At 65.1% G+C, this 13,470-nt stretch carries 17 protein-coding genes; 6 read left to right on the forward strand and 11 right to left on the reverse strand.

The window, feature by feature from the left end; genetic code table 11:
• Positions 1-150 precede the first annotated feature (150 nt).
• Complete coding sequence (locus tag NMLP_RS03840; RefSeq protein WP_015408814.1) at positions 151-972, forward strand: DUF6517 family protein; 822 nt, start codon at positions 151-153, stop codon at positions 970-972.
• A gap of 97 nt (positions 973-1,069) precedes the next feature.
• Here the strand turns inward: NMLP_RS03840 and thrC are convergent, their stop codons facing one another.
• The 6 genes from thrC to NMLP_RS03865 all read right to left on the reverse strand — a co-directional run bounded on the left by thrC (position 1,070) and on the right by NMLP_RS03865 (position 4,859).
• Complete coding sequence (gene thrC, locus NMLP_RS03845) at positions 1,070-2,380, reverse strand: threonine synthase (protein ID WP_015408815.1); 1,311 nt, start codon at positions 2,378-2,380, stop codon at positions 1,070-1,072.
• A 117-nt stretch (positions 2,381-2,497) separates the two neighbouring features.
• A complete protein-coding gene (locus NMLP_RS03850) occupies positions 2,498-2,902 on the reverse strand; it encodes a DUF7475 family protein (RefSeq protein WP_015408816.1) in 405 nt (134 codons plus the stop codon).
• A gap of 117 nt (positions 2,903-3,019) precedes the next feature.
• A complete protein-coding gene (locus NMLP_RS03855) occupies positions 3,020-3,262 on the reverse strand; it encodes a hypothetical protein (RefSeq protein ID WP_015408817.1) in 243 nt (80 codons plus the stop codon).
• A 110-nt stretch (positions 3,263-3,372) separates the two neighbouring features.
• Positions 3,373-3,690: a zinc ribbon domain-containing protein gene (locus tag NMLP_RS14155; protein ID WP_394296869.1), complete on the reverse strand. Its 318-nt coding sequence runs from the start codon at positions 3,688-3,690 to the stop codon at positions 3,373-3,375.
• 21 nt (positions 3,691-3,711) lie between these two features.
• Positions 3,712-4,086, reverse strand: a complete 375-nt coding sequence (locus NMLP_RS03860) for a helix-turn-helix domain-containing protein (RefSeq protein WP_015408818.1) — start codon at positions 4,084-4,086, stop codon at positions 3,712-3,714.
• A 113-nt stretch (positions 4,087-4,199) separates the two neighbouring features.
• Positions 4,200-4,859 (reverse strand): alpha/beta hydrolase, encoded by a 660-nt coding sequence (locus tag NMLP_RS03865; RefSeq protein WP_015408819.1) that lies wholly within the window; start codon positions 4,857-4,859, stop codon positions 4,200-4,202.
• A gap of 113 nt (positions 4,860-4,972) precedes the next feature.
• On the opposite strand from NMLP_RS03865, the gene NMLP_RS15575 reads away from it, so the two are divergent.
• Complete coding sequence (locus NMLP_RS15575) at positions 4,973-5,140, forward strand: HVO_0416 family zinc finger protein (RefSeq protein ID WP_015408820.1); 168 nt, start codon at positions 4,973-4,975, stop codon at positions 5,138-5,140.
• An 81-nt stretch (positions 5,141-5,221) separates the two neighbouring features.
• Positions 5,222-7,066: a UvrD-helicase domain-containing protein gene (locus tag NMLP_RS03870; RefSeq protein ID WP_015408821.1), complete on the forward strand. Its 1,845-nt coding sequence runs from the start codon at positions 5,222-5,224 to the stop codon at positions 7,064-7,066.
• A gap of 13 nt (positions 7,067-7,079) precedes the next feature.
• On the opposite strand, the gene NMLP_RS03875 is transcribed toward NMLP_RS03870, so the two are convergent.
• Positions 7,080-7,898, reverse strand: coding sequence for a lipopolysaccharide kinase InaA family protein (locus NMLP_RS03875; protein WP_015408822.1), 819 nt, complete (start codon positions 7,896-7,898; stop codon positions 7,080-7,082).
• 101 nt (positions 7,899-7,999) lie between these two features.
• On the opposite strand from NMLP_RS03875, the gene NMLP_RS14160 reads away from it, so the two are divergent.
• A complete protein-coding gene (locus NMLP_RS14160; RefSeq protein WP_015408823.1) occupies positions 8,000-8,635 on the forward strand; it encodes an IS6-like element ISNamo8 family transposase in 636 nt (211 codons plus the stop codon).
• A gap of 17 nt (positions 8,636-8,652) precedes the next feature.
• Here NMLP_RS14160 and purF read toward each other — a convergent pair whose 3' ends face one another.
• The 4 genes from purF to NMLP_RS03890 form a co-directional block, all read right to left on the reverse strand.
• Positions 8,653-10,125 carry an amidophosphoribosyltransferase gene (gene purF, locus NMLP_RS03880; protein ID WP_015408824.1) on the reverse strand — a complete coding sequence of 491 codons (1,473 nt, stop codon included), beginning with the start codon at positions 10,123-10,125 and terminating at the stop codon, positions 8,653-8,655.
• Positions 10,126-10,322: 197 nt separating this feature from the next.
• Entirely contained in the window at positions 10,323-10,496 is a 174-nt protein-coding gene (locus NMLP_RS14165) for a 50S ribosomal protein L37e (protein WP_015408825.1), read from the reverse strand.
• On the reverse strand, positions 10,493-10,678 hold the full coding sequence (locus NMLP_RS03885) for an LSM domain-containing protein (RefSeq protein ID WP_015408826.1): 186 nt from the start codon (positions 10,676-10,678) through the stop codon (positions 10,493-10,495). Before NMLP_RS03885 ends, NMLP_RS14165 begins: the two co-directional genes overlap by 4 nt.
• A 73-nt stretch (positions 10,679-10,751) precedes the next feature.
• Positions 10,752-11,816 carry a M20/M25/M40 family metallo-hydrolase gene (locus NMLP_RS03890; RefSeq protein WP_015408827.1) on the reverse strand — a complete coding sequence of 355 codons (1,065 nt, stop codon included), beginning with the start codon at positions 11,814-11,816 and terminating at the stop codon, positions 10,752-10,754.
• A gap of 252 nt (positions 11,817-12,068) precedes the next feature.
• Here NMLP_RS03890 and NMLP_RS03895 point away from each other — a divergent pair, with 252 nt between their 5' ends.
• On the forward strand, positions 12,069-12,314 hold the full coding sequence (locus NMLP_RS03895) for a hypothetical protein (RefSeq protein ID WP_015408828.1): 246 nt from the start codon (positions 12,069-12,071) through the stop codon (positions 12,312-12,314).
• A gap of 186 nt (positions 12,315-12,500) precedes the next feature.
• Positions 12,501-13,409: a serine/threonine-protein kinase RIO2 gene (locus NMLP_RS03900; RefSeq protein WP_015408829.1), complete on the forward strand. Its 909-nt coding sequence runs from the start codon at positions 12,501-12,503 to the stop codon at positions 13,407-13,409.
• Positions 13,410-13,470 lie beyond the last annotated feature (61 nt).

Below are 13,470 nucleotides of genomic sequence, written 5' to 3' on the forward strand. Positions count from 1 at the left end.
CTCGGGCACATTCACGATCCGCGGGGGCATGAGAACGAACCGCCTCGCCCTTCATGCTTATTTGAACACCGCCGATTTCGGGGCGTACGTCGGCGTTTCGAGCCGTGAGTCCGATCGAACCGCTATCACGCTGCCGTATCGACTACCGACATGGACTATCGGACACTCGGGGCGGTGGCGTTTTGTGTGGTTCTCGCGGGCTGTTCGGGGCTACCGTTCGGCGAGGACGCTCTCAGCTTCGAGTCGGGTGAGACCGTCGTCGAGAACAGCTCTCTCGCCGAGGAGGGGTACGAGCGCCACTACGAGGGGACACGGACCGTCAACGAGACGGTGCGTGTCGGCGCGGGCGACGGGAACGAGACGCGGGTCGTCGTCCGGAACCACATGGCGCAGTACGGGCCGGAATCCGACCGCCCGGCGGGTGTCGGGACGGTACAACTCGGAGTCATAACGACGCCGGCGGTGCGGATCGCCGGTCGGAGTCTGAACCCGTTGTTGACCGGCGATCACGAGCGGGTGTTTCGGTACCTCCCCGAGACCGACTCACAGGGGTTCGAGCAGTACGGCAACTACACCATCGAGCCGTTCGACGAACCGGTGAACGTCACCGTCATGGCGACCGAAGCCGAGGCCGGCGAGACACCCGACGCGTTCGTCCACCTCATGCGAGCGCCACACCCGGACACCGGCGATACGGTCGTCGCGTACGGGCTGTATCCGGCCGAGGCAGATGCGGCAAACTCGATCGCGCGGTTGTTCTTGTCGCTCGAGTACACCCCGCCGTCAGAGGTCGCGGACGGCGACTCAACCGGGGACGGTAACTCGGCTGAGAACGGGGACGGCGACTCCGACGCGGGCGGAACGCCGGGGGGCGGTTCGACCGGAAACGGAACCTCAGGGAGCGAGCCAGACGGGAACGGTGGCTCCGACGGAGGGTTCGGCCCGGAGCTGCCGTTTTCGGTGCAAAGCTAGGCGGACACGACGATTTGAGGTATGGGGCGATGATAACGAGTATAGCGCACAGAGCACGCGAGGCAACGAGCTCGGGATTAACCAATCCGTCTCCCGATCAACGGAACAGGCGCTTGAGTCGCCCCAACAATCCACCGAGTGTCCCACTTCCGCCGGCGAGCAGTCGGAGGACGGCCTCGGTGCTGTTTGCGACCGGTTCGGGGTCGTCGCCCGCCGCCGCCGCGGCGTCGGGGTCTTTCAGCAGGTGGCCGGTCGTGAGACAGACGACGTCCTCGCCACTTCCGACGACGCCCGTCTCGCGGAGCTTCCGGAGGCCGGCGACGGAGGCCGCCGACGCGGGTTCGACACCGATTCCCTCGCCGGCGATGGCCCGCTGTGCCGAGGTGATCTCCGCGTCGGAGACGGCGACCGCGGTCCCACCGGTCTCGCGGATGCCGGGCAGCGCCTTCGGCGCGTTGACCGGATTGCCGATCCGGATCGCTGTGGCGATCGTCTCGACGTCCTCCCAGCGCCGGGTGTCTTCTAAGCCCTCCTCGATCGCCTCGACCATCGGGGCGGCCCCCTCGGCCTGGACGCCCGTGAGTTTCGGGACGTCGCCCGGCGCGAGATCGCCCGACGCGACCATCTCCCGGAAACACTTGTACAGAGCGGCGGTGTTGCCGGCGTTTCCGACGGGGAGGACGATCCGATCGGGGAACCGGCCGTGCTCGTCGTAGAACGACTCCAGGATCTCGAGGCCGATCGTCTTCTGTCCCTCGAGTCGGAAGGGGTTCAGCGAGTTGAGGAGGTACGCCTCGCCCCGGTCGGCCAACTCCTGGACGATGTCGAGACACGAATCGAAGTTGCCGTCGACCTCCAGGATCGTGGCCCCGTGGAGGCTCGCTTGGGCGATCTTGCCCGCGGCGACCTTGCCGGCGGGCAACAACACGAGCGTCTCGAGGTCCGCCCGCGCCCCGTAGGCGGCCAGCGCGGCCGAGGTGTTCCCCGTCGAGGCACACGCCAGGCGGTCGACGTCGAGGGTCTCCGCGACCCGCACGCCGACGGTCATCCCACGGTCTTTGAACGACCCCGTCGGATTCATTCCCTCGTGTTTGATTCGGAGGTTTCGGACGCCGATCTCCTCGCGGAGCCCCGGAACGCGGTGCAGCGGCGTGTTCCCCTCCGGGAGCGTGACGCCCTCATCAAACGGCAACGCGGCGTCGTACCGCCAGACGCCGGTGCCTTCGAACTCGTCGAAGGCGGGATAGCGGTCGTAGCGGGCTTCGAGGAGACCGCCGCACTCCTCGCAGGTGTAGATGATACCCTCGAAGGGAGCGTGTTCGTGTCCGCACTCGATGCAGTGGAGCCAGACGCCGTCGTCGGCGACCTCGGGAGCGTCGGGCCGGTCGGGAAGCGCGAGATCTGCCATTACCGTGAGTGGGAGGCGGAGTCGCAAAAAGGGGCCGCTTTTCCGCGCCCGCCGGGTGGGGACGCGACGCCGGATCGACGCCCGCGAACTACGTTGGATCGACGCCCGCGAACCACCTCACGCCTCGGCGGCGTATAGGTACAGACAGCAGGTAGCGAAGATCGCCTCGACGACTTTCGAGACGACGGCGATCGGGTTGAGACTCCCGCCCACGTAGAACGCGTCGACGCTCCAACCCTGGAACTGAAACAGCGCGAGGATCGTCACGATCCCGTAGGCCGCGGCGAGCAAAAACAGCGGTCGACGCCAAAACCGCGAGAGGTACACGACGATTCCCCCGAGGAACCCCAGCCCGTTGAGCGCGAAGAGGATCGCGAGCGTCTGGCTGAACTGTATCGCGTTCATCACCGCGAGAAGGTGTAACACGCCAGTGATCGCAGCCATGACGATCGCGACGATCCCGACTGGGTTCGACGGCCTAGAGAACAGCGGTTCCGAGCCGGTCGCGTGTGCGGAGGACATACCATTTGTTTTCGGAGCGAGGGAGAAAAGTAGTTTGGTGCGATCAGCGAAATACTCCGGTACGCGGACCAGACCCTCGGCCCTCCCGGCCCGCTCTTTCGGGTCGACGACGGACGTTCAGACGCTCGTTCTCGCGAATCCGAGATCCTCGATGCACTCGCGCATCTCCTCTGCGTCGGTGTGTTTGTGCAGGATCGTCGGCGAGTCGCAGTAGTAGACCTCGCCGTCAAAACGGAGCGTCAACTCCTCGACCGACCCCAGCACCTCCGTTTTGACGACGAACCGCTCGCCGCTTTCCAGCCCCGACAGCAGCTCCTCGGCGGTTCGCTCTCCCGGTTCGACGACGGTTGATTCGGGCATACGGAACCGAACGTGCCCCTGGTACTTGAGTGACGGGACGCCGTGTGACAGCGTTTCTCGACCGGGTGTCGTTTCTTCGGGGGCGTCAGCCACGGGTGAACTACCCCTGCCTACTCGCCCGCTGTCGCGGACTCGTTGAGGCAGGGGCTTCCTGTTTCGACGACGCGACTTGCAGATACTCCAAGAGTATCCGTAGCGGTCGCAGTCTCCGCAGGCGTACCTTCGGAGTGAACCATCCCCAGGCGGTTCCAACCGCGTTGTTGGATGTTGAACGCCGCGTTCCAATCCCGGTCAACTTCGAACCCACAACTTGGGCAGGAATGCTTGCTAACCCGGAGGGTGTTCGGGGTCGCCGGCGGGAGGCGCGTCGGCGGGACATGCGCGTACACCTCCCGACGAGTCCGTACTCGATCCCCGGGGCGAGACACCGGAGGGACCGCGCCGCGCGGTCACGGGAACTCGTCGATCCGCTCGTGTACGTAGGCGGCCCACTCGTCGAGCGTGTCGTGCATCAGTTCACGGGCCTCGTCCGGCGGCGTCGCCCGGTACTGGTAGACGTGGCCGCCGCTGTCGAGGAGGCGCCGCCGGCGCTCGGCGAGGTTCCTTTCCATAAGCGTCGTCAGTCCGCGGTTGACGTTGCTCCGGTCGCGGTCGACCGTCTCCGCGAGTTCGGCAACGGTGCTGTCGGGGGCGTCGAGGAGTTCCAGATACAGGCGTGCTTCGTGGTCCTGTATCCCGAAGACACAACGGAGGACCTCCTCGAAGCCCGGTTCGGCATCGAGCATGAGATCGCGAAACCGGGCGGGGTCGGGATCGGATTCCATGTACGGGCTTCGTCGCTCGCCGTCGATAAATCCCGTCGGTCTCGGTACCGGTCCGGACGCTCGGGACGCCCCGGAGCCAATCGACGGCGACAGCGATGCGGGCGGGTCACGCGTCAGTATCGCCCTTCCAGCCACCCGAGGACGTCGGAAAGCTCCCCGGGAGTGGTCCCGTGGCCGACGCCATAGCGCTCGAATCGGACGTCCGCGCCGCCCTCGGCGAGCGTCTCGGCCGCGCGCTCGGCGCGCTCCGGCGGGATGACCTGGTCCGTCGAGCCGCAACCGACGAAGACCGGCTTTCCGGCCGCCGCCGCCGCCCGGTCGGCGTGGGAGTCGGCGAGGTAGCCGTTCAGCGCGACGACCCACTGATAGGCTTCGGGCCGCTCCAGCAGCGCGGCCATGCTCGTGATCGCGCCCTGGCTGAACCCGAGCAGGCCGATCCGATCGGAGTCGAGGTCATAGCGGTCGACCGCCCGCTCGACGAACTCGTAGAGCAGATCGAGGCTCCGGCGGAACCCCTCGGCGTCAGGCTGGCTGGCGTGGAGTCCGCCCGCCGAGAGATCCAACCCGTACCACGTGTGGCTGTCGGGACCGTCCATCGGCTCCGGGGCGCGGACGCTCAGAACGTGGAGGGCGTCCGGAAGCCGCGCCCCGATGGGGAGGAGGTCGCGTTCGTTCGTCCCGCGGCCGTGGAGCAACACGACGGCGGGGGCGTCGGATTCGACGGTTCCCGGGCGAGTGATGTGAACGAGCGGGAGGTCCTCGGTCGTGCCCATACCCGCCGTAGGGTGGGGGCGAACAAAAACGGCACCCCGAACGCCACGCCATCACGTTCCATGATAAGAACTACCACAGAATTTATTACGGATGTCGGCCAAGAAGTGGCTGTATGGCGACCGCAAACGACGTGTTCGACGAATTCCTGGAGGACCGCGGCCACGAGACCGAGACGCCGTCCTGGGAGCGCGATTATAACAAAAAGCGGTGTCCCGACTGCGGCGGCCTCCACGGGCTCGATGCGTCGAATTGCTCGGTCTGTGGCTGGCGGCCGAACTGACCGCTCGAGCGACGGCCCCGCTCCACCTCGACGCCGAGTATAAGCAGGCTATTTATATTTTCGGGCGGCGTTACGCGAGTAATGACGACAGCTACACACGTGACACGGCTCTTCGGGGGACCGGGAAGCGGGAAGACGACGGCCCTGCTCGACCGGGTCGACGAGATGCTCGACGACGGAGTCGACGTCAACGACATCCTCGTGGTTTCGTATACCCGGGCCGCGGCCGCCGAGGTCCGCGAACGGCTCGGCGAACGGCTCGATCGGTCGCCGAAATCGCTCCGCAGCAACGTCTGTACGATGCACGCGAAGGCCTACGAGCTCTTGGACCTCTCGCGGGGCGACGTCGTCGGCGAAAAGCACAAAGAGGCGTTCTGCGAGGACTACGGCATCGAATTCGAGGACGAGAACAAATCTAGTCGGCGCCGGTCGGCCCGATCGACGACGCTCGGCAACAAGATCATCGCCACCTCCCAGTGGCTCCAGCGGACCGAACGCGACGTCGCGGACTGGTACGACGTCCCGTTCAAGTGGGACGAAGAGGAAGTCCGGCTGCCGCCGGAAATCGACGACAACGCCCAGACTGGCAACAAGTACACCCCGACGTGGCCGAGCGACGACGACCGCCTCGACATCCCCGAGGCGATCCGGGCCTGGCGGAGTTACAAGGGCGACGAGGGAGTCGTCGGATTCGCCGACATGCTCGAACGCGTCAAACAGCGCTCGCTCCTGCCCAGCGTCGACCATCTCGTCATCGACGAGTTCCAGGACATCACGACGCTGCAGTACGGGGTCTACGACGAGTGGAAACCGCACGTCGAGTCGGTACTCATCGCGGGCGACGACGACCAGGTCGTCTACGCCTGGCAGGGGGCTGACCCGAACCTCTTGCTCGACGAGGACGTCGAGGACGACGTCGTGCTCCCGAACAGCTACCGGCTGCCCTCCCGAATCTTGAACGTCGTCAACACCCAAATCAGCCACATCGAAAAGCGCCAGGACAAAGACCTCAAGCCGCGCAAGGAAGGCGGCTCCGTCGAAGCCGTCCCCTCGCCGTCGATGCTCGACCTGGTCCGCAACGTCCGGATGACGGTCGATCAGGACGACGACGGCAGCGTGATGTGTCTGTTTCGAGCGCGCTATCAGATGTTCCAGTTCATGGACGAGTTCATCGGCGAGGGGATCCCCTTTACCGCCCTCACCGACCAGCGGATGTGGACCGACCGCCTGCAGGGCTACGTCGACGCCATCGAGGCGCTGGACGACGGCGATCCGATCGACGGCCTTCAGGCCAGACGCCTCGGCGAGATGCTCGCCGACAGCGCCTTCGGGACTGGCGAGCGCGAGGACTACTTCGACGCCTTCGAGGCGCTCGAGGACGCCGAGGGCGTCGATGACCTCACCGACCTGGAGGTCGCCCCGGAGTTCGTCGACGAACACGCCCCCTTCGCCCCCGGCCCGCGCTCGGCCGCTGATATGCTTACTCGGGTGTCGAACTTCCAGGAACGGTCCGTCGACGCCTACTTCAGCGGCGACTACCGTGGCACCGATCCGAACCGCGTCCGCGTCGGCACGATCCACTCCGCGAAGGGCCGCGAGGCCGACCACGTCTTCGTCGCGACCGACCTCACGGAGAAGGTCGTCGAGCAGATGGCCGCCTCCGTCGAGGACCCCGAAGCGGTCCCCGGCGAGGAGGCGTTCACGAAACGCTCCGACCCCATCCCCACGATGACCGACAACGAGCGACGGGTGTTCTACGTCGGGATGTCTCGGGCCCGCGAGCGGCTCGTGTTGCTCGAGGACCTCGTCGACGGCGCGCCGACGCTACCGATCGACGTTCTCCTGTACAACGAGCCCGTCGAGAAGTCCCTCGGGGACGTCCTCTCGGACGCCCAACAGCAGGGTGCAGAGCTGAAAGCCGACTGACCGACGACCGGCCTCAGGCGGCCGCTTTTTCGATCTCGGCTTTGAGCGACGTGGTGTCGAAATCGTGGTCGGGGCGGAGCCCGACGAAATCGAGGAACTCGCGCGCCGCGAGTACCGAATCGGTCGAGTACGCCTCGAGTGCCGCGGCGACGGCCGCGTTCGCCCCGATGTGCGGCGCGAGCGAGGCCAACGCGCAGGCGATGTCGTAGGCTTTCGCGTCCTCGATGGCGCCCTCGCTGACGCGGGTGGCGTCGATGAAATACAGCGTCTCGACGCCCTCGTCGTCCGGGGCGACCAACACGTTCTCGGCTCTGAGGTCCCCGTGTGCGAGTCCGGCGGCGTGCATCGACACGAGATTCGAAAACAGCGTCGGCGCGAACGACAGCGCCCGATCGGTCGGGAGGTCGTCGAACGTCCGGAACGCCGGGAGGTACTCGAGGACCAACACGCCGAAGCCGTCGTGTTCGAACGCCTCGATCGGCCTCGGGGCAGCGATGCCGAGTTCCCGGATCCGTTCGGTCGCCGCCAGTTCGTGTTCGGCCATCTCCAGCGGCGTCGAGAAGCGCTCGAAGAACCCCTCCGTCCCCGAGGAGAACGCCCCCAGGTTCCGGCCCGTGGTCAACAGCGCGTGGACGAGCGTGTGCTGGTCGGCGATCACCTTTACGAACCACCGGTCGGCAACGACACACGGGACCGACAGCCAGTTGTCGGCGTCGAGGCGCTCGAATTCGGCGTCTCCGGAGGCGTCCCCGAAGCGGTGGGCGACCTCCGTGGCGACCGACGAGAGCGCCGACTCCGGTACGCTCGCCCGGAGGAACCGACGGAAGGCCATTCGCTAGCGTTACGTACTGCCGCATAATAAACGGTGTCCCGCGGCCGGGGGCGGTGTTCAGATAAGGATGAAGGGTGAGGCGGTGCGTTTTTTGAGTGTCTATGCCAGAAAACGCCCGCCTCAACGACAATTTGGACGAGATCGACTTAGAGTTTGTTGAACGAGAAGCGACACCACGATTTCTGATGAAGCTTAGTATTCAGCTCCATCTCGCTGGATTATCACTTTCGAATACTGTTTCTATTCTTGAATTATTTGGTGTCAATCGTGCTCGGTCAACTGTGCATAATTGGGTTCAGAAAGCAGATCTACAGCCTGAGTCTGGTCAAAATCCGGATCACGTCGCCGTTGACGAGACGGTGATCCGGCTCAATGATGAACAATATTGGCTGTACGCGGCTGTCGATCCTGAAACAAACGAATTGCTATACACAACGCTTGAGCCAACCACAAACAGCGTAATTGCTCACGCGTTCTTTGCTGAACTCCGCGAGAAACACGACGTAGAACACGCCGTGTTTCTCATCGATGGCTCGCACTCATTGAAGGACGCTTGCCGCCGTCACAGTCTCGATTTCAAATATGAAAAACATGGAAATCGGAATAGCGTCGAACGTGTCTTTCGAGAGATAAAACGTAGAACTACCAGTTTCTCAAACTGTTTCAGCAACGCCGAAGCAGATACCGCCGACAATTGGCTTCGATCATTCGCCTTCGCATGGAATCAGCTTATCTGAACACTACCCGGCCGGGGTCAGTCGTCCGCGACGCCGGCGTGGGGGTCCTCTATGTCCGGGCGGACGATATCCCGGTCCGTCGACTCGCCCTCGATATCGTATGGGTACTCGCCGGTGACACAGCCCAGACAGAGGTCGGCCCGGGACTCCTCGAGCGCCGCCGCGACCGCGTCGATCGAGAGATACGAAAGCGATTCGGCCCCGACGTCCTCGCGGATCTCGTCGGTATCGCGCCCGGCGGCGATCAACTCCTCGCGGGAGGCCATGTCGATCCCCATATAACAGGGCGCGACGATCTCGGGTGCGCCGATGCGCATGTGGACTGCCTCGGCGCCGACGTCGTTCAGGAGCTTTACCAACTGCGTCGAGGTCGTCCCCCTGACGATCGAGTCGTCGATAACGGTGACCGTCCGGCCCTCGACGACGTCCCTGATGGGGTTGAGTTTGAGGCGGACGGCGCGCTCGCGGGCGTCCTGGGTCGGCATGATGAACGTGCGGCCGACGTAGCGGTTCTTCATCAGTCCCTCGGCGAACTCCACGTCGGCCCCGTCGTCCTGGGCGGCCTCGGCGTAGCCGGACGCGAAGGCCCGCCCGGAGTCGGGCACCGGCAACACGACGTCGCTGTCGACGCCCGACTCCTCCCAGAGCTTCCGGCCGAGTTCGCGGCGTACGTCGTAGACGAGGTTGCCGTCGATGCGGGAGTCCGGGCGGGCGAAATAAACGTGTTCGAAAAAGCAGTGGGCGGTGTTGTCCTGTTCGACGAGTTGATAGGAGTCGAACCCGGCGCCGTCTTCCTCGAGGACGACGAGTTCGCCGGGGCGGACGTCGCGGATCAAGTCGCCGTCGAGGACGTCGATCGCGGCCGACTCGGAGGCGAGGATGTAGCCGTCGTCGAGCTCGCCGATGCAGAGCGGACGGTTGCCCTGTGGGTCCCGGACCCCGAGTATCGTGTCGTCGTGGGCGATGGTCAGCGAGTAGGAGCCGTGAATCCGGTCCATCGTCCGCTTGACCGCCCGGATGAGATCGGCCTCGAGCAGGTTGCGCGCGAGGTCGTGGGCGATGACCTCCGTGTCGCCATCGCTGGTGAACGCGTGACCGCTCGCGGCGAGCTCCTCGCGGAGCTCGGCGGTGTTGACCAGGTTGCCGTTGTGGCTCAACCCGAGCGAGCCGGATTTGAACGACACCGAAAACGGCTGTGCACAACAGGAGTTGACGCTGCCGGCCGTCGGGTACCGGACGTGCCCGACGCCCGTCGGTCCCTTCAGCGCTTCGAGGTCCCCCTCGCCGAAGGCGTCCCCGACGAGCCCCATCTCGACGTGGCTGTGCTGTTGGAACCCGTCGTGGGTGACGATCCCAGCGGACTCCTGGCCGCGGTGTTGCAGCGCATACAGCGCGTAGTACAGCGGCCGTGCCGCGTCTCGCCCGTCCAACGAGACGCCGACGACGCCGCATTTCTCCGTCGGCCCATCCGAGTGCCGCCCGTCTGGCATATCCGAAGCTCCGGGTCCCAACGACAAAAACCCACTCCATCGTGCCTGCTGCGCGGTTTATAACGCACGAAAGTATCCACGTTTGTGAATATTCAGCAGAGGGAGAACGCAGGCTCGCCCCGGCGACACCGACTATGTACCCACCCGAGGCCGCCGTGTCGACCGGAGAAAACGAAAGAGGAACGCTCGAGTGTCAGTTACTCGCCCTGTTTGGACTGCCAGGCGTAGTCGCGACGCTTGGCCGTCTTGCCGAAGCCACAGGACGCACAGACCTTCTTTCGGGAGTGATAGGACTTCTCGCCGCAGCGTCTGCATTTGACGTGCGTCGTCTTGTTCTTCTTGCCTTGGCTCGGGGTCCCAGCGCCAGTCATGGTTGTATCGAGACGACGTTATCGCCGCGGATAACGGTTACGTTGTCGCCTTCCTCCAAGACGAGGTTCATGTGTTGGTCGTATCCGGAGAGGACGCCCTCGCGGGTCTCGCTGTCCTTGAGTGTCACGCGCACGTCGCTTCCGAGCGTCGCTTCGAGCACGTCAAGCGGACGGTCAGTCATACCCGAAGGAGCGCGTGCGAGCGGTATAAACGCACCGACCCGCGTCCGGCACCGCGGTTCGGGCGCACCGTGTTTATATACCGGCGTCGAACGGCGCGAACTCGTCGAGGCGGCCGGCGACCCCGGCGAGCAGCGACGCCGCGGCGTCGAGGTCGGCCTGGTCGACGACCTCGACGGGAGTGTGCATATACCGGTTCGGAATCCCGAGATTGAGCGCGGGCGTGCCGCCCGAGGACGTATAAAAGGCGTCGGCGTCGGTGCCGGTTCGGCTCCCCGCCGCCGCCAGTTGGTAGTCGATCCCCGCCCCGTCGCCGACGCCGCGAACGGCCTCGACGAGGGCCGGGTGGTTCGCGCTCCCGCGTGCGACGACCGGCCCGCCGCCCAACTCGACGTCGCTACCACGGACGCTCGGGGTGTCCGGGTGGTCGGTCGCGTGGGTCACGTCGACGGCGACGACGGCGTCGGGGTCCAACTCGAAACCGACCATCCGCGCCCCCTTGAGGCCGACCTCCTCTTGAACCGTCGAGACCGCGTACACCGTCGCGTTCGGGTCGGTCTCGACGACACGCCGGAACGCCTCGGCCGCCGTCCAGATGCCGACCCGGTTGTCCATCCCCCGCGCCGCGAGGCGGCCGTCGGCCAACTCCGTGATCGGCGTCTCGAGCGTCACCGGGTCGCCGACGTCGACGAGTTCCCCGGCGTCGTCGCCGTCCTCGACGCCGATGTCGACGTGTTGTTCGGCGATCTCGTCGTACTCCTCGCCGCCCGCGTCCCGGAGGTGAATTGCGACCTGTCCGATGACGCCCGAGACCGGGCCGTCGTCGGCGTGGACGGTGACGCGCTGGCCGCGCGTGACGGTCCGATCGGAGCCGCCGATCCGCGAGAGCTTCAGGAAGCCGTCGTCGTCGATCGCCCGGACCATCAGCCCGATTTCGTCGCCGTGGCCGGCGATGGCGATGCTCGGAGCGTCCACACCGCCCTCGTACACCGCGACCGCGTTCCCGTAGGCGTCGACGCGCGTCTCGTCGGCGTACTCCTCGACGTAGGACAGCCACCGTCGCTGGCCGTCGGTTTCGAACCCCGAAGGCGTCGATAGCGAGAGCAACTCGTCGAGGAAGGATCGTCGCGATCGGTCCATACAACCACTGTGGTCGCCACTCACATCAACGTCTCGACGTCGCGTCCCGGCCCGCCGTGGTTGATACTGACAGCCAAACGAACGGACACACGACGCACGAGGCGCACGCCGTTCGACGGCGCGACCGGCGGATCACTCGTGCGTCGGGGTCATCTGAGTTCGTTCATCAGTATGAGTCCGGAGGCCCACCGGACGCCACGCCGGCGTGGCTCCCGCCGGTCAATATAAATCCCTCGGCGATGAAAACGCGATATGGCCGAGTTCACGTTCCTCGAACTCCACTTCGAAGACTCGGATCTGACCGCGAATGCACCGTACAGCCGCGACGAAAAGGAGATCGAAGCCGGCGCGCTGCCGGCAGAGGACTCAGCTTCGAAGCGCGGGACGCTTCTCGCCGCGATCGTCGGGTCGTGTTTCTTGATCGCTGTCGCCTACTTCGTCCGGACGCGGATCCTCGGCGGGGACGGGGGAAATCCGAACGGAAGCGCTAGTTCATGAGTTCGAACACACCTCCGTCTATTATGTTTCGAGTATCAGGCTCTGGTACCGGGGTATCACAGCCCTGCTAACCCCCGGTGTGGTCTCGGCTTCCGGTTCGATGGATTCGATATCGTAGTACGGGGTCTACCGCCGACCGTCGACACACGGGTCACTTTTGCGTATCGGACGAGTAACGCGGGTGGAATGGTACAGAACGTCGCCAGGGTGATGGCGGAGCTGGAGCCCGAGGACTTCCATCTGCTGTCGGGCATCGAACACGGGATGCGGTTTTCGCGCTGGGTCGCCCAGGGGAAACTCCCCGAGTTCTCGCGTCTCGATTCGGGGAGTATCGACTACCGGATCGACCGCTGTATGGACAGAGAGCTCCTCGAGCGGAAGACGATCCAGTACACCGGCTACCGGCTGACGTTCGAGGGGTACGACGCGCTCGCGTTGCGGACGTTCGCGGAACGGGAGACGATCGACGGCGTCGGCGCGCCGCTCGGCGTCGGGAAGGAAAGCGACGTCTACGAGGCCCGCTCGTTTCAGCCGCTCGCGCTGAAATACCACCGCGAGGGCTACACGAACTTCCGGGCGGTGCAAAAAGAGCGCGAGTACACGGCCGACAAGGAGCATCGCTCGTGGCTCTACACCGCGAGGAAAGCCGCCGAGCGGGAGTACGACGCGCTCGAGACGCTGTACCCCGACGTGTCGGTGCCGCGGCCGGTCGACCAGAACCGCCACGCGATCGTGATGGAGCGGATCGACGGCGTCGAACTCTCGCGTGCGGAACTCGAGTCCCAGCAGGTCGTCGGGGTGTGTGATCTCGTCTGCTCGGAGATGGCGGCGGCGTACGACGCCGGCTACGTCCACGCCGATATGAGCGAGTACAACGTCTTCGTCGCGAGCGACGGCGTCACCGTCTTCGATTGGCCCCAGGCCGTCCCGGCGGATCACGAGAACAGCCGTGAGTTGCTGCGGCGCGACGTTGCCAACGTGTTGGGTCACTTCGAGCAGAAGTATCCCCGGGAGACGCCCGACATCGACCGCGAGGCGCTCACCGAGGCGCTCGTGGATGATTCGTTCGACGGAATCCGAGAGTTCGCCGAATAGCTCGTATACTGCGATACGAAATCGGCTGGCGAGACTCCACAGAGTTTCGAAGGATGGACTA

It is taken from the genome of Natronomonas moolapensis 8.8.11, from assembly GCF_000591055.1.
In the GTDB taxonomy this organism is placed as follows: Archaea; Halobacteriota; Halobacteria; order Halobacteriales; family Haloarculaceae; genus Natronomonas; species Natronomonas moolapensis.